Source organism: Shewanella morhuae (assembly GCF_900156405.1).
In the GTDB taxonomy this organism is placed as follows: Bacteria; Pseudomonadota; Gammaproteobacteria; order Enterobacterales; family Shewanellaceae; genus Shewanella; species Shewanella morhuae.
Genome location: NZ_FTNN01000006.1, coordinates 23,689 through 40,629, shown reverse-complemented (window position 1 = coordinate 40,629; position 16,941 = coordinate 23,689). Strand labels below are relative to the sequence as shown.

22 protein-coding genes are annotated in these 16,941 nt (G+C 43.4%); 12 read left to right on the top strand and 10 right to left on the bottom strand.

Going from position 1 to position 16,941, the window contains the following annotated elements:
* Positions 1-7: 7 nt before the first annotated feature.
* Together BW947_RS08775 and BW947_RS08770 are read right to left on the bottom strand one after the other, a co-directional pair.
* Complete coding sequence (locus BW947_RS08775; protein ID WP_076498580.1) at positions 8-805, bottom strand: response regulator; 798 nt, start codon at positions 803-805, stop codon at positions 8-10.
* Between the two features lie 87 nt (positions 806-892).
* On the bottom strand, positions 893-1,273 hold the full coding sequence (locus BW947_RS08770) for a hypothetical protein (RefSeq protein WP_076498577.1): 381 nt from the start codon (positions 1,271-1,273) through the stop codon (positions 893-895).
* Between the two features lie 127 nt (positions 1,274-1,400).
* Between BW947_RS08770 and BW947_RS08765 the strand changes: the two genes are divergently transcribed.
* Positions 1,401-1,910, top strand: a complete 510-nt coding sequence (locus tag BW947_RS08765; protein WP_076498576.1) for a DUF4240 domain-containing protein — start codon at positions 1,401-1,403, stop codon at positions 1,908-1,910.
* Between the two features lie 106 nt (positions 1,911-2,016).
* On the opposite strand, the gene BW947_RS08760 is transcribed toward BW947_RS08765, so the two are convergent.
* Positions 2,017-2,253 (bottom strand): hypothetical protein, encoded by a 237-nt coding sequence (locus BW947_RS08760; RefSeq protein WP_244153237.1) that lies wholly within the window; start codon positions 2,251-2,253, stop codon positions 2,017-2,019.
* A gap of 140 nt (positions 2,254-2,393) precedes the next feature.
* Complete coding sequence (locus tag BW947_RS08755; protein WP_076498573.1) at positions 2,394-2,702, bottom strand: hypothetical protein; 309 nt, start codon at positions 2,700-2,702, stop codon at positions 2,394-2,396.
* A gap of 275 nt (positions 2,703-2,977) precedes the next feature.
* Between BW947_RS08755 and BW947_RS08750 the strand changes: the two genes are divergently transcribed.
* Positions 2,978-3,502: a DUF3016 domain-containing protein gene (locus tag BW947_RS08750; RefSeq protein WP_076498571.1), complete on the top strand. Its 525-nt coding sequence runs from the start codon at positions 2,978-2,980 to the stop codon at positions 3,500-3,502.
* Positions 3,503-3,918: 416 nt separating this feature from the next.
* Here BW947_RS08750 and BW947_RS08745 read toward each other — a convergent pair whose 3' ends face one another.
* Entirely contained in the window at positions 3,919-4,227 is a 309-nt protein-coding gene (locus BW947_RS08745) for a prephenate dehydrogenase (protein ID WP_076498569.1), read from the bottom strand.
* Between the two features lie 48 nt (positions 4,228-4,275).
* On the opposite strand from BW947_RS08745, the gene BW947_RS08740 reads away from it, so the two are divergent.
* The gene (locus BW947_RS08740; RefSeq protein WP_076498567.1) at positions 4,276-5,178 is read left to right on the top strand and encodes a TraB/GumN family protein; all 903 of its coding nucleotides are present in this window, start codon (positions 4,276-4,278) and stop codon (positions 5,176-5,178) included.
* 18 nt (positions 5,179-5,196) lie between these two features.
* Here the strand turns inward: BW947_RS08740 and BW947_RS08735 are convergent, their stop codons facing one another.
* The gene (locus tag BW947_RS08735; RefSeq protein ID WP_076499049.1) at positions 5,197-5,970 is read right to left on the bottom strand and encodes a methyltransferase domain-containing protein; all 774 of its coding nucleotides are present in this window, start codon (positions 5,968-5,970) and stop codon (positions 5,197-5,199) included.
* A gap of 414 nt (positions 5,971-6,384) precedes the next feature.
* Here BW947_RS08735 and BW947_RS08730 point away from each other — a divergent pair, with 414 nt between their 5' ends.
* Positions 6,385-7,215 carry a MaoC/PaaZ C-terminal domain-containing protein gene (locus tag BW947_RS08730; RefSeq protein ID WP_083948162.1) on the top strand — a complete coding sequence of 277 codons (831 nt, stop codon included), beginning with the start codon at positions 6,385-6,387 and terminating at the stop codon, positions 7,213-7,215.
* 178 nt (positions 7,216-7,393) lie between these two features.
* A complete protein-coding gene (locus BW947_RS08725) occupies positions 7,394-7,723 on the top strand; it encodes a hypothetical protein (protein ID WP_076498563.1) in 330 nt (109 codons plus the stop codon).
* Positions 7,724-7,835: 112 nt separating this feature from the next.
* On the opposite strand, the gene BW947_RS18950 is transcribed toward BW947_RS08725, so the two are convergent.
* A complete protein-coding gene (locus tag BW947_RS18950) occupies positions 7,836-7,961 on the bottom strand; it encodes a hypothetical protein (protein WP_107883768.1) in 126 nt (41 codons plus the stop codon).
* Positions 7,962-8,260: 299 nt separating this feature from the next.
* Here BW947_RS18950 and BW947_RS08720 point away from each other — a divergent pair, with 299 nt between their 5' ends.
* The 6 genes from BW947_RS08720 to rraB all read left to right on the top strand — a co-directional run bounded on the left by BW947_RS08720 (position 8,261) and on the right by rraB (position 12,876).
* On the top strand, positions 8,261-8,551 hold the full coding sequence (locus tag BW947_RS08720) for an ABC-type zinc uptake system zinc chaperone (RefSeq protein ID WP_076498561.1): 291 nt from the start codon (positions 8,261-8,263) through the stop codon (positions 8,549-8,551).
* Between the two features lie 82 nt (positions 8,552-8,633).
* On the top strand, positions 8,634-9,815 hold the full coding sequence (locus BW947_RS08715) for a porin family protein (RefSeq protein ID WP_076498558.1): 1,182 nt from the start codon (positions 8,634-8,636) through the stop codon (positions 9,813-9,815).
* Positions 9,799-10,707, top strand: coding sequence for a metal ABC transporter solute-binding protein, Zn/Mn family (locus BW947_RS08710; protein ID WP_076498555.1), 909 nt, complete (start codon positions 9,799-9,801; stop codon positions 10,705-10,707). The genes BW947_RS08715 and BW947_RS08710 overlap by 17 nt, the downstream gene beginning before the upstream one ends.
* Before the next feature lie 4 nt (positions 10,708-10,711).
* A complete protein-coding gene (locus BW947_RS08705) occupies positions 10,712-11,512 on the top strand; it encodes a metal ABC transporter permease (protein ID WP_076498552.1) in 801 nt (266 codons plus the stop codon).
* A 161-nt stretch (positions 11,513-11,673) separates the two neighbouring features.
* On the top strand, positions 11,674-12,417 hold the full coding sequence (locus tag BW947_RS08700) for a 1-acylglycerol-3-phosphate O-acyltransferase (protein ID WP_076499047.1): 744 nt from the start codon (positions 11,674-11,676) through the stop codon (positions 12,415-12,417).
* Between the two features lie 42 nt (positions 12,418-12,459).
* Positions 12,460-12,876 carry a ribonuclease E inhibitor RraB gene (gene rraB / locus BW947_RS08695; protein WP_076498549.1) on the top strand — a complete coding sequence of 139 codons (417 nt, stop codon included), beginning with the start codon at positions 12,460-12,462 and terminating at the stop codon, positions 12,874-12,876.
* 80 nt (positions 12,877-12,956) lie between these two features.
* Here rraB and BW947_RS08690 read toward each other — a convergent pair whose 3' ends face one another.
* Together BW947_RS08690 and BW947_RS08685 are read right to left on the bottom strand one after the other, a co-directional pair.
* Positions 12,957-13,922 carry a GGDEF domain-containing protein gene (locus tag BW947_RS08690; protein ID WP_076498547.1) on the bottom strand — a complete coding sequence of 322 codons (966 nt, stop codon included), beginning with the start codon at positions 13,920-13,922 and terminating at the stop codon, positions 12,957-12,959.
* An 18-nt stretch (positions 13,923-13,940) separates the two neighbouring features.
* A complete protein-coding gene (locus BW947_RS08685) occupies positions 13,941-14,936 on the bottom strand; it encodes a response regulator (RefSeq protein ID WP_076498544.1) in 996 nt (331 codons plus the stop codon).
* 162 nt (positions 14,937-15,098) lie between these two features.
* Here BW947_RS08685 and BW947_RS08680 point away from each other — a divergent pair, with 162 nt between their 5' ends.
* The gene (locus BW947_RS08680; protein WP_076498541.1) at positions 15,099-15,905 is read left to right on the top strand and encodes a crotonase/enoyl-CoA hydratase family protein; all 807 of its coding nucleotides are present in this window, start codon (positions 15,099-15,101) and stop codon (positions 15,903-15,905) included.
* Positions 15,906-15,927: 22 nt separating this feature from the next.
* Here the strand turns inward: BW947_RS08680 and BW947_RS08675 are convergent, their stop codons facing one another.
* On the bottom strand, positions 15,928-16,854 hold the full coding sequence (locus BW947_RS08675; RefSeq protein WP_076498539.1) for a DUF3530 family protein: 927 nt from the start codon (positions 16,852-16,854) through the stop codon (positions 15,928-15,930).
* Positions 16,855-16,941: the final 87 nt, after the last annotated feature.

Below are 16,941 nucleotides of genomic sequence, written 5' to 3'. Positions count from 1 at the left end.
TTAGATTTTATTCTTCTAACAATTGGTAAAGTAATTTTTTAACTAGCTTGGGTTCAAAGGGCTTATCGCATAAGGCATTGACGCCCGCTTGAGATACATTACTCAGATGGGTATCGTTGGCTTCAGATGAGACCATTAAGATAGGAATATGCGCTTGTAAACTTTCATTGCGAATAAATTGAGTCAGAGCTAGGCCATCTACACTGGGCATATTGTAGTCGGTGATCACTAAGTCAAACATATTGTGTTTCATCAATTCAATGGCCTGCGCACCATCTTCGGCCTCGGTAATGAGTTTCATGCCTAAGTTAGTAATAGTGCGTTTAATCACGTTCCTTGCCATACGGCTATCATCAACAACTAATACGCGTACATCCTGCACGTCAAAGTTACTGAGGTCGAGTTCATCGTGGCTGAGTAAATCAATCGTCGCATTCAAAGCTGTCCCCAAATGCTCTGCACTGAAAGGCTTAGGAAGAATTGCCACCACGCCCGATTGACGGAATATTTCAAGTTGTTCACGGCGACACTCGCTAGAGACCAACATAAACTGAATATCTTTAAAGTCGGGTTTAGCTCTTAAATAGCTCAAAAGCTCTATGGCAGTGCCGTCATCAAAATGCATGGCGCTGGCAATAAGATCAGGTTTATGACGAGTAATAATTTCTTTCGCCGCTTCAATATTTTCTGCGGTTTGAATACTGAGAATGCCTTCCTGTTGTAAACGCTGAATAATAATTCGACGCTGTGTCTCTGAAGGCTCGACTAAAAGAATAGAAAGTTCGCTGGGCAATAAATGGCTCATAGTTTACTTCACGTTATCAAGTTAAGAATCGCGGCTATTTCGTTCGGGTGACTAAGCTATTAATAACAGCTTAGTCACAAATGTCCATCACTGCGTTTGGCGGGTCAAATATTGACTCGTCACCTTAGAAAACGCTGCCCAATATTGTATGAGTAAAATGAAAATCATGCTTGCCGTCAGTGGCAATATGGGAATGTTGTGGCCTGAAATAACTACTTTTACATCTTCAGGTGTAATGCGATAAGCAATAATGGCTGTAATCGCGAGGGCGGAAAAGCCTAGGGTTTGCATACCAATAAAAATTTTCAACATTAAACTTGACCAAGGTGTACGCATTAACATACCGATCAGCACAGGAAATACACTCAGGGTAAATATATCAAAGGATTGGGCCATCACTGCCCGTAAAAGTGCAGCAATACAGCAACAGCAATATAAAGCGATAAGTAGCATAAGGCGTTTAGGCATGGATTGATCTGTAGGCCGGTAACGAAGAAGGTAAGCAAGTGTAAGAAATGCGCGAATCCGAGTCCAGCATAACTGCAATATCGTGTAGAATATGCCCTTTTTCTAGGGTGCTAAATAGGTGGGATTTATGACGGAAACTGAGTTTTGGGGTTTAGTCACGCGAACGGAAGCGGCGCAATCGCAGGAGTCTTTGGCTCAAGCACTAAAACAGAACCTCGCCGAGTTAAGTAATGAAGAGTTAAAAGCCTTTGATAAAATCTTTGGTCAGCAGATGCGCCGTAGCTATTTATGGTCGGTTTGGGGCGCAGCTTATATTATTACGGGTTGTGATTCTGAATACGCCTTTGCTGAATTTAGGTGTTTTTTAATTTCACTTGGCAAAGAAATTTACGATGGTGTGGTGAATCAACCAGACATTTTAGCGCGTTTAGCTGCTTGGCCAGAAAAAGATGCGTATGCGTACCCCTTTGTCGATGAGTATGATCTTATTGCAGGGCAATTGTACGAAGATAGAACCGGTGATGAGTTACCCTTTATGCCATCGGGTAAAGCGACACCCGCGGGGAAAAAATTTAGCACTAAGCCCAAGGATTTAAAGTTGCAATACCCTGGACTCAGTGCACGTTTCCCTTTTTAATCAGTAAAATAAACTATCAGCGTAAGCAGGCATTAGTGCTGACATCAAAGGTCATGCCGTATTTAGGGCAGATACTTTTCATTAGTTTGTGCTCATGTAGAGTCAGTTACTGATTAAAATCTTGCTGCAGCTGCTCAGTCATTTGAGCTTCGGCGGTATTTTGCACCTGAGCCAATTTGCTAAAGTGGGTGTTAACCGCCTGTTGTTGAACTATGGTTAATGGTGCTGCAGAGCTTGAAAAGCTTAGGCTAGTTCCAATTGTCAGCAGCGTCAGTAAAGCCAGTTTACATGACAATAAGCTGGATGAATGAGTGGTTGTTACGTTCGCTATTTTTACGTGCATAGGTGAGCTCCAAATTAACAATTACGTTTAATTCGTTAGTTCTAAATCGTGCATCCCTAGACGGTAAAGAAAACGAGTTGAGTTGTACTGTGATGGGCTTAGCTTATTGTATAAATATTGAACCAATACTGAACAGTTAGTTAATGTTCATTTTTCATTTCTATGCATTGAAATCCTTGCTTGCGAGTATCAAACTGGCACATAGAACCGCATTCCCAAGGCGCATCGTCGTAGAAGGCAGATTGCTGGCGCGCAAAATCGCTACAGGCATCATAGCTATCAAAGTTATCAGTTTTTTTATACTTTCCAGAGTTATAGCCATGATTGTAGATAAAGGCCGACCAAGTTTTAGGGCCAGTATCTTTGTCTGCTGGAGAGATAAACCAAATCGCACTGACAACGCAGCTAAATAGGATCAGAATGAACACAGGGATCACGGGGAATTTCATGTTATTAAACAAGCTATGTGAACAATAGCGGAAGGATAACGCTTTTTTGATGCTTATGCGCTAAAAAATATTACAAATTAGTAACTTTATCACTACCAGTTACATGTAGATACAAAACGATACGTATAACATGGTGCTTAAGTAGGGTATTTGTTTATTTATACAATGGTTTACATTGAATTGATTGTATTTATATCAGCTTTACATTAAGCCCAAGTTCAGGTTAGATTTTGTACTGTAGTTCACAGAAAGTTATTGAAGCCTTGGAGGCAAATATGAAAATTCAGTCCCTTATACTCGCAAGTGTGTTGAGTTGTAGTGCAGCTTGGGCGGCCGACGAGGCGCCAGTGAACCCAGTTACTGAAGATGGAATGGTTAAAATTACTTGGCAAAATCCTAAAGATTTTCGTGATATAAAATCATCCGGAGAGATCCAATCCCGTTATGAAAAGCGTTTATTTGAAACCTTAACTAAAAATATCAGTAAAGAAGCATCAAAGATTTTAAAGCCTAATCAAAAGCTTGAAATGACGATGACTGATGTTGATCTTGCCGGCGATATGCGACCCACTTTTGGTGCAACCCCCGATGATTTACGTGTTATTAAAGATCTTTATCCCCCAAGAATGACTTTTACTTATCAAATTTTAGAAAATGACAAAGTGATTATTGTCGGTGATGAAAAATTGTCAGATATGGGCTTTTTAGGTGGGATCCATTCGTCAACGGATAAACCCTTTATTTACGAAACTAAGATGCTAACTGAATGGTTAAAGAAAACGATTGCACCACAGCTGTAATCACTTTGTCGGTCATTAAGGTTTAAGTACTTAAAGCCTGCTGGCCATGATCGATAGAATCTCATAGGCTAAGCCCGTTACTTGTGGGGTTAGCCTATTTTTATCTGCTGCTCAAATCTTCAAAATAGTGGATCTAATATATTGAATATCATTTGAAATAACGACTTGATGGGCGCTTTAGATATTATGTTGTGTGGTAATGTGCAGCAATAAAGAGCTGAAATTCATCGATGAGTTTCAGCTTTTTATGTAACTAACCATAGCTCGCTATGGCGTACGACAGAGCGCATTGATATGCGCAAAAATCTGCGCATTCAGTCAGAAATAAATTTTATTTTCAAACTAATCATTTATAGCATTGATTTAGTTTGTTAAATTTAGATTTTTCGACACTCGTTATCCCGAGTTCAGGTTAACTAGCTTTGTTTCTTAAAGGCTTGTAGCATTTGCAGCAATGCACCAAGCTGACGCACGTAGGTCTCAAGTTCTTTAAGATCCAGCGCTGGATTTTCTTCCATACAAGTTAAGTCATCGACCAACTCTTGTACATACGGCAGAAAACGATTACTCGAAGCAACAAAACCTTGTTCTGCCGTGAATATACTGGTGAAGTTTCCATGGCCAGCTTTCTTTAGCTCATCTAATTTAGCGTCAGCGTCTATGGCTTGGCGATAGGCGATTTGAAGGTTCTCTTTCAGTTGCTCTATAACCTTAGTGTGTGGCATAACAGCGTCTCATGGCAAAATTTGCAGGAATTATAAGGGGCAAAGGATATGGCAACAAGCCAATGGCGATTAATAGTATCAATCTGTTTGCTGGCTTTTATGGGTTTCAGTATCCAAGTCGCGAGTGCTGAAACAGATAAACCGCCATTTTACCAAGTGCAATGGCACGGTAAGACTGCGTATTTACTGGGTTCGATTCATATTGGTCGTGCCGATTTTTATCCTTTACCCGCTCAAATTGAAGCTGCTCTGGGCAAAGCTCGTGGCCTAGTGGTCGAAGTCGATATTAATAAAGCCGATAGTACCGCCTTGTTGCAGCAATATGGCCGTGCCGATAAAACTAAGGGGCTAGATTGGCAGAGCCGAGATAAAAATACGCTGCAGATCATGGCGCCTTATTGTGCATCTGCTGCCAATGTTTGTCAGTTAATTCAATCCTTCGCGCCTTGGCTACAAGCCACCCAAGTTAACCTAATGCGTTATAACGCATTAGGTTACAGTACTGATTATGGTGTCGATATGCAGTTGATGACTCGTTATGCCGCTTTACCTGTGTATCAACTTGAAACGGCAGAGTCGCAATTTCAGTTATTAGCGTCTTTTGGTAGTCAAGAGCAATGGTCTATGGTGCGTGAAGCCATTAGTACTTCGGATGACGAGCTTTTATCGTTAATTACGGCTTGGCGCTCGGGCAATGAAATTGGGCTCGATAGCATAATGCAGCAGCAAATGGGCGGAGAGGACGATACTCAAATGCTAGAAAAGATCCTCTGGCAGCGTAATCATGTGATGGCCGATGGCATTATAAAATTAATGGGTTCGGCTGACGTAGCTGCACCTTTATTTGTGGTAGTCGGCGCTGGCCATGTAGTCGGCGACAAAAGTGTGGTGCAATTGCTAAAACAGGCAGGCGCCAAAGTTAACGCCTGCTGGAAAGATGTATGTGAGTAACCATTTAAGGTAATAGCCTTAAACTGCTGGGCTTTGCCCTAAAAAGTGCACATATCGACCGAGGGAAATATAGGGCTCGCGTTGTGAGTATTCGAGTTCCATTTGTAGCAGTTGTTGGTAATCGAAATCGACAGGCTGGCTCTTTTTTAAATAGTCGTGGATCACGCGCACGCCCGACTGGCTGATAAGTGACATGTGCCAATCGCTAAACCAGTCTTTAACTTCTTGAATATAAAGTGGATGAGTTGGCGTAAGCTTGACTTTTTTCCTCACTTTTAGATCTGCGGCGACGTAATCGAAGTTACCCGACACTAAAGCATGAAAGCGCATAGCCTCTTTGTTATAAAACATTAACGAGAATAATCCGTTGGGTTTTAGCATGCTGATTAACCCTGCCATAGTGGTTTTAGCATCCACTAACCATTCGACAACGGCATGACACAAAATGATATCGAAATAGCCGTGGTTATCGACCGACAGTGCTTGGATAGGAGCGTGAATAAGCTGGATGGCTAATGGCGTTGGTGATGCCTCTATCTGCTCTTTTGCTTGGGCGAGCATTTCAGCTGAGATGTCGCACAATACAACTTCATGGCCGAGGCGGGCTAATTTTTGGCTAAAGTAGCCAAAGCCACCGCCGGCATCTAATATCCTCAGTTTCTTCTCACCAATATTCGCCAGCGCAGGGGCAAGATCGCGCCACAGTACCGCAGCACGAATTTCACCTTTTGGGGTACCATAAATGTTTTTCGCAAATTTTTGCGCGAGCTTATCAAAATTCTTATCTTGCACGTGATAACTAGGATAAAGAGGCTGGGGCGCTAGTGTGGCACAAGCGTAAATTTTTAGCACTCAGGAGATGTTATAACCCTGTACTGTTGAATTACGGCATAATGCTGATTTTTAACACATTGATTTTATTGTAATTGTTTTTATCTGTGAAACTTAGTGATACACAGGGCTCTGTTCTGTGGGTTATAATCGACTAGTTTGAAACAAGCCTGGCTCAATCACTGCCCATTCGAAGAGTCAGCATCAGCCCTTACTAAGACGCAGCTTTACCTATTTCATACTCGTTATTTGTTTGATTGAACAGTTGTTATTCGACTGCGTGGAAATGATGTATGCGATACATTTTGTGTCAAGGGACAGTTAATTAAAAGGTACTCAGATTTGAATAATGCATATTGTGTTGAATTGAGCGCGATGCCATCGCTGTTTTCTCTTTATCGCAAGATCTTCTTTGGCCGTAAGCCGGGTTGGGATCAGCAACCGTTACCCTACATTAAAGTAACTACGCCACGCGTGATCTTATCTGAAGCTAAAGTCAGTCAATACGCACAGGTTTGTGGTTTTCAATTTGATGGTAAAGTCCTACCGCCAACTTATCTCTACGTGATGGCATTTCGTCTACATGCGGTGATTTTTACCCACGATGGCATCACTTTTCCACTGCTTGGCATGATCCACTTAAAGAACCGTATTCAGGTGTATCGTCCCGTGACGATTAACGAAACATTTTCCTTCGAATGTGCTCTGGCGACAAGTCGTGAAACAGATTCGGGTTTAGAGTTTGAATTTGTTTCTAAGGTATTTGTTGGAGATGAACTCGTTTGGGAATCACTATCAACCTATCTATATCGTATTGATGTTGCAGGGCGACGCGTGCGTCCACCTAAAGCCATTGATATGGCATGGGAAACACCACAGAGTTGGAGTTTGAGTGACGATTTAGGTCGTCGTTACGCTAAGGCATCTGGTGACTATAATTTGATTCATTTGCATCCAGTGCTTTCAAAACGCTTTGGTTTTGATCGCGTGCTCGCCCATGGTATGTGGTCTAAGGCACGTTGTTTGGCAGAGTTAATGCCAAGTATCGGCGAGCGTCCGTTTACTGTTGATGTAACTTTTAAGCTGCCGTTGTTGATGCCTGCCGATGTTGGCTTTAGCTATGAAAAAAGTGTCGATAAGATGATTTTTGAATTACGCGACAGCAAAGGTCGTCGACCGCATTTAAGCGGTGATGTGCAGTTTTAAATAGCACCTGTCTAACTAATATTCACATAGTGACAGCGCCTTAGGGCGCTTTATTATTGAGCTTTTCGTCTTAGCCGCAATTAATGATATATCTATTTTTATAAGGATAATCCCATTTCAGGGCGTGTTCAGATACAAACCGATAAATTAGTGCATCGTTATTTAGGAAGTGTGTTTCATGTTGTGTTCCCATTGCCATCAATACATCAAAGTTAGTGATATCAGCCAGCAAAGGGGCGGTGGATTTGATGCTGAGGTACGTTGTCCCCATTGCATGGCTTGGCTGGGTCATAACCCTGTATTTGGTAAACTGAAGCTATTGGGATTTTATTTAAGCGCTTTTACAGCCGCCTATAGTTACTTCGATGCTTCGGTGCGTAATATTATGATCCCAGTGATGATTTTTTCGCTAATGTTATTATTTGTCAGTCACTTTATGGATCAACTCGTCACCAAAGAAGCACCAGAACAAGTTGATGATAGCGATCAACGGCAGAAGCACCGTTAGTTTGGAGGGGGTAATTTTATAAACAATACCGCATATTGAGTACCTTTCACCGGTACCCAATATAACGTCAGTAACGCTGTGAGAATAGATATTTAACGCATGGCGTAATAGCTTACTGCACGACTTGTTCTTGACCTGCTAATGAATGCTCAACGTAATAAATCCCACCAAAAATCACTACGCTGAAGATCACGATCCCTAAGATAAGCCCTAAGTTGTTACGAAAAAATGTTAGCATGAACATTGCCTTTTGCTGGATAGAAGTGGCGCCATATCGAACTCAACTTCTTCGTTATGCTCGCCGACATAAAAACTAAATACACCTAGTTAAAAACTAAATACACTATAGTTATACTCACTTAAGTTAAGCTTAAATGCGCATCTTCGCTAGGGTTTCAGGCCGAGCCTTATCTGACCTTACGGGTATGATTGAGCACAGCACACATCTTGTAACCCTTTGCAAGATGATTACCTTATTGCAACTTACTATCGCACTGACATAAACTTGTGCCACTTTTTAACTATGGGGACGACTGAGTGAGACTTAAACGTCACATAAGACGCACGATTTCAATATGGCTTTCTGCCGTATTGATAATGCTGTCTTTTGCCGCCTCAGCCCATAGTGTGACCCATCTTGATGATGGCGCTAAGACCCACTGTACGCTGTGCTTCCATCAGCATCAACTCAACAAGATTATCCCGACCCAAGCGCTAACGCTAAATTTAGTTATACAGCATTTCGATGTGGTCGAGTTTATTTTACCTCCTTCTACTTTTAAACACGTCAGTGTTTACCGCAGTCGTGCGCCTCCCTACGCTCTCTAAATCAACTTAAACATTTTAACTTATTGTATTTCTTGATGACTTTATATTAGTCGTCGAGTGCTAGTTGTATTTTGGAGATATCATGACTGTGTTAAATACCCGAGTTTCCTTGGTGGCTTTGGCGTGTGCGCTTATTTCGCCGAGCCTATGGGCTGAAGATTCGAGCCTTACTAACCCTGCTATCAGTGCCGTATTAAATGGTTACTATCAAACAGGTGAACGTCCATTAGCCGAAAGTCCAGATGGTTTTGGTTTAGGTGAGACTGAGTTAGCCTTAAGCGCCAATATTGACGATATGTTTTACGGTAAAGTCACTGCTGTGGTTGAAATGCACGACGGTGATACCGAGCTGAATCTTGAGGAAGCTTTTATTCAAACCATGGCTATGCCAGCGGGGTTCTCTATTCGTGGTGGTCGTTTTTTATCGGACATTGGTTACCTCAATAACCAACATTTACACACAGATTCCTTCACCGATCGCCCTATTGCTTATCGTGCATTTTTAGGCGGCCATTATTTTGATGATGGTGTGCGTTTGAACTATGTCGCACCAACGGATTTGTATTGGACCATGGGTGTTGAAGCCTTTAAGGGCGAGAGTTTACGCGCCGCTGATGAGCATGGTGAGCGTGAGTTTAAAAATGTCGGTGTGTACACCTTGTATTCAAAAGTGGGTGGTGACATAGGCGATAATAGCTCATGGCAAGCGGGCTTGAGTTACTTACGAAACGAGAATGGCCAAGTAACTCCCCATGAAGCGCATGAAACCGAGGACGAGCATGAAGCTGTTGAGGGTCATGACCATAGCCACGCCGCATCTTACACGGGGCAAAATACCTATGGCGCTGATTTTGTATATAAGTGGGCACCTAACGGCAACTACAAATATCAAAATCTAAGCGTGAGCGGTGAGTATTTCCGCGTAAGTGATTTTACCCCGACCGACTTACATCCTGAGGATGCGCCGAGCAAAGATTACCATCAAGGTTGGTATTTGAGCAGTGTGTACCAATTCACGCCTAGCTGGTCAGCGGGCGTGCGTTACGGTGAAGCTGATACGCAAGAGCTGCATGATGATCATTTTCATGAGCAAAAATTGAAGGAGTCAGAAGTGAGTTTGGCTTGGCATTCTAGCCATTTTTCAACGGTTCGTTTTCAGTATACCCATCAAAATGGTACTAATTTCGATGGCATAGAAGACGATAACATCTTTACTATTCAATATATTATGTCTCTGGGGGCTCACGGTGCACATCAATTCTAATTTAGCTAAAGTGGCCGCAGTGGCCTTATCTATCACTTATACCGGTTTGGCTCACGCTGAACTGAATGTGTTTGCCTGCGAACCTGAATATGCGGCGTTAACGAAGGAGCTGGCTCCTACGGCCAATATCTATTCGGCGACGACGGCGTTTCAGGACCCACACCAAGTGCAGGCACGTCCGAGCTTGATCGCCAAAATGCGACAGGCGGATCTTGTCGTCTGCGCCGGTGCCGATCTTGAAGTGGGTTGGTTACCTATGCTGCAGATGAAGTCGGCAAACGCGAATGTTCGCTCGACTGATCAAGGCTTATTTTTTGCTGCCGATCAAATCGAGACTTTAGATAAGCTGGCCAGTGTCGATCGCAGCATGGGTGATGTGCATGCCCAAGGCAATCCACATATCCATTTTGACCCAACGCGCCTATTAAAAGTCGCAACGGCGCTAAGTGCTAAATTGACTCAGTTAGATCCTGCTGGCGCGGCCGCTTATCAAACGTCACTGGCTGATTTTACCACTCGCTGGCAAACCGCAATGCCACGTTGGGAAGCGCAAGCTAAGGGATTGCAGGGTAAAAAAGTGATCGCTTACCACTCAAGCTTCAGATACCTATTCAACTGGATTGGTGTTGAGCAAGTGGCTGATTTAGAACCTAAACCGGGTTTGGCGCCTACTAGCGGCCACTTAGCAAGTCTGCTGGCGCGCGCAGAACAAGGGGATATTCTCGCAATAGTTGTCGCCTCTTATCAAGATGAGCGCGGTGCAAAATGGCTCGGTGAAAAAGCAAACTTGCCCGTAGTGGTACTGCCTATGTCCGTGGGTGGCAATGATAGTAGCCAAGATCTATTTGGCCTTTATGACAGCGTGATTTCCCTCTTAAATGGAGTGAAATAAACCTATGTTTGATCTTGAACTGATGTCGATTTTGTTGCCTGCATTGGCGGCGGGGATCTTAGTGTTGTCGACGCATATTGTACTTGGCAGACAAGTACTTAAGCGTGGCATCATCTTTATCGATTTAGCGATAGCGCAAGTTGCCGCCTTAGGCGCAATTGTTGCTCACATGGACCACAGATTAGAAGACATGCCGTTTGCTAATGTGTGGATGCCAGCGCTGTTTGCCCTCGCGGGCGCAGGGTTTATCGCTTGGTTATCTAAGCGGATGGCGGGTGAGTTGGAGGCCATGATCGGCTGCTTTTATGTGTTGTCTGCAGTAGCGGCTATGTTGCTGCTGGCGAATGACCCGCATGGCGCCGAGCTGTTAAAGCAATTGATGTCAGGTCAGATTCTGTGGGTGAGTTGGTCACAACTGATTTTGCCGGCAGTGGTGTATTTACTAGTGTTATTGGCGATATTCCTGCGTCCCCACATTTTGGATGGTGCAGGATTCTATCTGCTGTTTGCGTTGGTTATTACCTTGTCGGTTGAATTAGTTGGCGTTTATCTGGTATTCAGTACCTTGATATTACCGGCTTTAGCACTGAACAAGTACCGCGGCAAAGGTCGGTTATTTTATGCTTACTTAGTCGGTTTATTGGGTTATGTTTTAGGATTAGTCCTGTCGGCTACATTAGATCTACCCAGCGGTGCGGCGATAGTCGCGACGTTGGCCGTAAGCGCCTTAGCATTTCGTTTTCTACTGGCTAAAGTTGCGCCTCAGGCTACGGAATCCGAAATCCTGCCAAAGCACCACGCTTAGATAAATATTGATATAAAAGCCCATCGATACACTGGATTTTCAGTATATCGATGGGCTTTTTTGTGTGCTTGTTAGCAAGTCAGCTTACAGATGTAAACAATATATTGAGTCCCAAAGCCATGGTGGCTATACTGTCGCCACTTTTATCATCGGAGTCAATCGTGCTTTTAATCGTAAGATCTGTGTTGTTGGCGGTATCCTTGTTACTGGCGTTTATTTTTGGTGGCTTAGTGTGTGCATTAAGACCTCGCCACCGTGACAATGTACATATGTTCGCCAAGATTTTCTCATCGGTTGCACCGATCCTTGGGATCAAAGTCATAGTACGTCGACATAAAGATGTGCAGGATGGTCCTTATATTTTCTTAGCCAATCATCAGAATAATTTCGATCTTTTCACTCACACGGCTGCAGTGCCTAAAGGTACGGTTAGTTTAGGTAAAAAAAGTTTGTTGTGGATGCCATTGTTCGGTCAAATCTATTGGTTGTCGGGCAATATTCTTATTGACCGCAAAAATCGTCACAGTGCTTTTGATACTATGTCTAAGACGGTTGAAAAAATTAAGCAGAATAATTTATCAGTGTGGATTTTTCCTGAAGGCACCCGTTCTCGGGGTCGCGGTCTGTTACCGTTTAAAGCGGGCGCTTTTCATACTGCTATTGCTGCTGGAGTACCAGTGGTGCCAGTGGTGGCCTCATGCCAGAGCCATATTAAGCTAAATCGTTGGAATAATGGTGTGGTGATTATCGATATGATGGCGCCAGTGCCTACTGCGGATGTGGATAAAACAGAGGTGAAAAACTTTTCTGCGCAGATCCATGCCAGTATGTCAGCCAAATTCGCAGAGATAAATCAAGAAGCGGCTGCACTTATGGGTAAAACTCTTACGAGCGATGACGTATAATAGCCTCATTAGTGACAACGTTACCTTAACGGAGACAAATCCATGTCTATTGAAAGTCAATTAAAAGCTCAACTTGCCGAGAACCGTGACATAGTTCAATCCTTGTTCGATGATGGTTCTGATCCAGATGCAGAATACGTAATTGAGCATCATTTTTCTTCGACTAATTTTGATCGCCTTGAAAAAGCCGCAGTAGATGCATTCAAATTAGGCTTTGAGGTGAATGACGCCGAAGAAATGGATTTAGAAGACGGTTCTATTATCTTCTGTTTCGATGCCGTCGCGCATCATAAACTGGATATCGCATTACTCGATAAAGCCTCTGAGCAATTATTGCAATTAGCAAATAAGCAGAAAGTCGATTACGACGGTTGGGGGACTTATTACGTCGGCGATGATATGGATGACGAAGACTATGAAGATGACGAAGAAGAAGAGGATGATGGTTTTCCCCATTAATTTTTTATTGCGTATTAGTCACTGATTATAAATAAAAATGCCCATCATTGATGGGCATTTTTATTAGGTATATTTATAGGTCATTGGTTTGAAGTATATAAAACACTGCAGTTGCGGCCCTTTTCCTTTGCCTCGTAGAGAGCTTTGTCTGCGCACGAAATCCAATTAGAGCTACTGGTAATATCAGAGCCTATTTCACATGCGCCTAAACTAACCGTTACTGTGATCTTAAGGTTTTCATAGGTGATGACCGATGAGGCAATTTTCTCCCTGAGTCGCTCGGTAAACCTTATCGCATCAGCGCCACTGGTTTTGGGTAATATGACGGTAAATTCTTCGCCACCATAACGCCCAGCGCAATCGGTCTCGCGTAGGGATTGGCTGAGTAGGTGTGCAATATGCTGAATGACCTTGTCACCGACTAAATGCCCATAGCTGTCGTTGATATGTTTGAAGTTATCAATATCTAGCAAAACTAAACTGGCGATATCTGAATAACGAGCATGTAAATCGTACTCATGATTTAAGCATTCTTGCCAATAGCGACGGTTGTATAACTGAGTGAGGCCATCAATTTGGCTAAGACGTTGGAGCTGCTCGTTAGCGGCTTTAAATTGTAACTTGTTGATAGCGATATCAGTCACGTCATAAATAATTACGCTGATATGGGTAATTTGGCCTGTGAGTGAGGCCAGTGGTAGCAAGGTGACATTTTGGTACATAAAATCAGCGCGACCGGTAATTGGGCGATAATTTTTAAATTTAAAAACGTATGGACGCTGTTCCCAGCTGATAAATGCACGATTTTTAAGCATGAAAACCGATTCCATTTTCTGCTTTAACCAAGTGTCTGGCAGATCGGGAAAGCGGGTAAATAGATTTTGGCCTTTGATCGAATTAGGAGAAACACCACTGTGATTCTCCATAAAACCATTCCACAGTTGGATATTGTAATGGCGATCTAATACCACTAATCCTACCTCTATGGTTTGCACCATATCGATAAGCCAATGTAGTTCGTTCATTGCGCTTTGGTCATTTGACATAAAGTAGCATCCAACTGATTAATCGAGTAAATAGCCGAGTTTATAGCTCAGTGTAGGAATGGAGTCTTCGGTAAAGAGCAGTAGCAAATCACATTGAATATTATGATCTTCAATGCGGTAATTAATCTCCATTGCCAACGTGCGATGCCATTTTTCGGCATTATCGTGGATCAGCTCATTTACCGTACATTGGCGTCCCAGCACAATAGGGTGATTTTGGCTGAATTTCATATCGAGTTGTTCAGAAATACCACTGAGAAAGGCGCCAATCAGTACGTTTCCGGTGTCAATCAACACTTCTATTTCGGTATTCTTATCTTCAGGATTAGCCAGCCCCATCAGTTTTGCCATGTCTTTAAAGCTAGAATCATGGAATAACAGCAGTGCCTCACCCGCAATTCCCGCACCGATAAACCCTTGGCACAGTGCCGATACGGTTTCACTTTCTTCTGTAGATTTGAGCGCCATGGTGAGCTCACTCACTTCCAGCACGTTCACATTAGGGATGGGTAATAATACGAATACATCGAGTAATTTAGCTAATAGATCGGCGGCGCGCCCCATGGCGACGTTAGCGATTTCTTGACAAGCATCGCGTAAATCGACTTTCATCATTGGGGCTTCGTCGGCGATATCTTTTTGTTTCAGGGTTAAGATGCCGTAATCTTGTAAAATATTACTAACGGCATCAGCACTAACGGGTTTTTGGATAAAATCTAATGCTCCCAAAGCTTTAACTCGTTCGTGGGCTTTAATTTGAATATCACCTGAGACCACAATAATTAATGCGGGTAGATCCTGTTGTTGCACGGTTTGTAATACTTCATAACCGTCCATCACAGGCATGTTGAGATCGAGGAACACCACTTCGCCTTTTCCGGCTCTAATGGCATCAAGCCCCTCGGCACCATTGGCCGCATAGGTAATTTCCACATCCCATTCTTTAGGGAGTGTTCGAGCCATTTGTTTACGTGCCATGGCGGAATCGTCACAGATAAGTACAGGTATTGACATGCTGACTAATGATCCTTGTTTGCCCATTTACTAAAGATAACACTTATCTTTCGGATTCGACTGACGAATTATATTCTTCGGGCAAGTCCAGCTTATATATTTTAACGAAGCATTTTAAACGTGTTAACATTTGTTCTGGACTGACCAGTAACGGAATATTTTATGAGTAGCCAAAGTGTGCAAGTTAACGTCGATGATGGTATCGCCTATGTGTTGTTAAATCGCCCCGAGAAAATGAATGCGATTAACTATGCCATGTTTAGCGAGCTCGATAGCGCAATTAAAAGTATCAAAGCTGATCCTACGGTGCGTGCGGTGATCCTTTCTGGTGCGGGAGGCCACTTTAGCTCAGGGTTGGATGTGAAAAGTGTGATGTCGGCACCGATGCAAGCGCTTAAGTTATTGTTTAAGTTTTTGCCCGGTAATGCGAACTTGGCGCAGCGGGTATCTTTAGGTTGGCAAACTCTACCAGTACCGGTTATCGCTGTACTTGAGGGGTGTTGTTATGGTGGTGGTATGCAAATCGCTTTAGGTGCCGATGTGCGTATCGCAAGTACAGAGAGTAAGTTATCTATTATGGAAGCGAAATGGGGGCTCGTGCCCGATATGGCAGGACTGGTCGCCTTACGGCAAATTATGCCTAAGGATCAAGCTATGCTATTGAGCCTTACAGCCAAAGTGCTCGAAAGCCATGAAGCGCTAACATTAGGACTGGTAACGCAAGTGAGCAAAACGCCGATGGCGAGCGCGCAGCAATTGGCTGTGCAACTGATGCAGACCTCTCCTGACGCCGCCGCAGCCATTAAACTCAGTATTAACCGTAGTTGGACGGCTTCTATTCGCAGCCTACTTTGCCGAGAGTCAATTAGCCAAATTCGGTTGTTGTTAGGCAAAAATAGTAAAATAGCGGCCACGCGCCAGCTTAAAGATCCGCAAAAATCTTATCAGGATCGTCAGTCGGGTTGGTAAAACCGTTTTATTGATGTCGCCTTTACTGCGCGCCGCTCATGCGGGCGGCAAAGCCTTTAATCGTATTAAGGCAGTTTTGCCAAGCGCTTTCGTTGTCTAAATTAAGGGCTAACGTGGTTTGTCGATAATTAGGGCTTTCTAGCGTCACCGCCAACGTTTTACGATGCTTGGCCGTTTCTAATGAGGCGGGGTGTCCATCTGGTGATTGAATATCTAAAATCGGCATTGTAAGTTTGGCTAATAACTCGGGTAGTGCTTGATTACGTTGTTCATCTTCACGATAGGGATTGATGACGATCAACACATCAGGATTGGCAATTTTCTTTTGGCTTAATAGGCTAATCAGTAACCCAGCGCTTTGATCTGCGGTGATCAAAATGCGTTTTCCCGCATAATCTGCCCCAATGGCATCTAATTGCGACATACTTTTAACGAGGAAATCTTCCTGCTCCTGTTGATGTTTATTATTGTCTTCAGGCTTAACTTTAGGGCTAGGTTTGTTAGAAGGAGCGCTGAGCTGAGCCGCGCCAGCTGAGGTCACTTCGGTGGCATCAGTAGCAAAATTGGCAGTTGGCGGCTCAGTGGGCGGGGTTACCCCTAAGCTTGCCCAACCCGCGGGGTTAATATTACGGCGCACGAAAGCCATCAGTCCTGGAGAATCTGCCGTACCGTTGGTGGCGGGCAGGATAATGGCCGTACCGAGTTTCTTTTTCCCTTCCCACGGGCGAACTAATAAATCGTATTGTTTATTATCGATTGTGATTTGTTTAATTTCGCTGGCGGGTAAATAGTTGTAATTAGTTTTTTTTGGCGTTGGTGTTGGCGTGGGTGTAGGAGGATTCTCTTTTTCTACAGTTTTAACCGCAGGCGTGGTGGTATCAGCACTAAAGGACGGCAGAGTAGTGATGCCAACAATACAGCTAAAGATAAAGCAGAGGATACGCACCATAGAATTGATAACCACCTGTGTAGTCTCATAAATTCACCCATATTTGAGTATAACCTGAACGCTTCCTCTAGGGTTAATTTTCCTTAT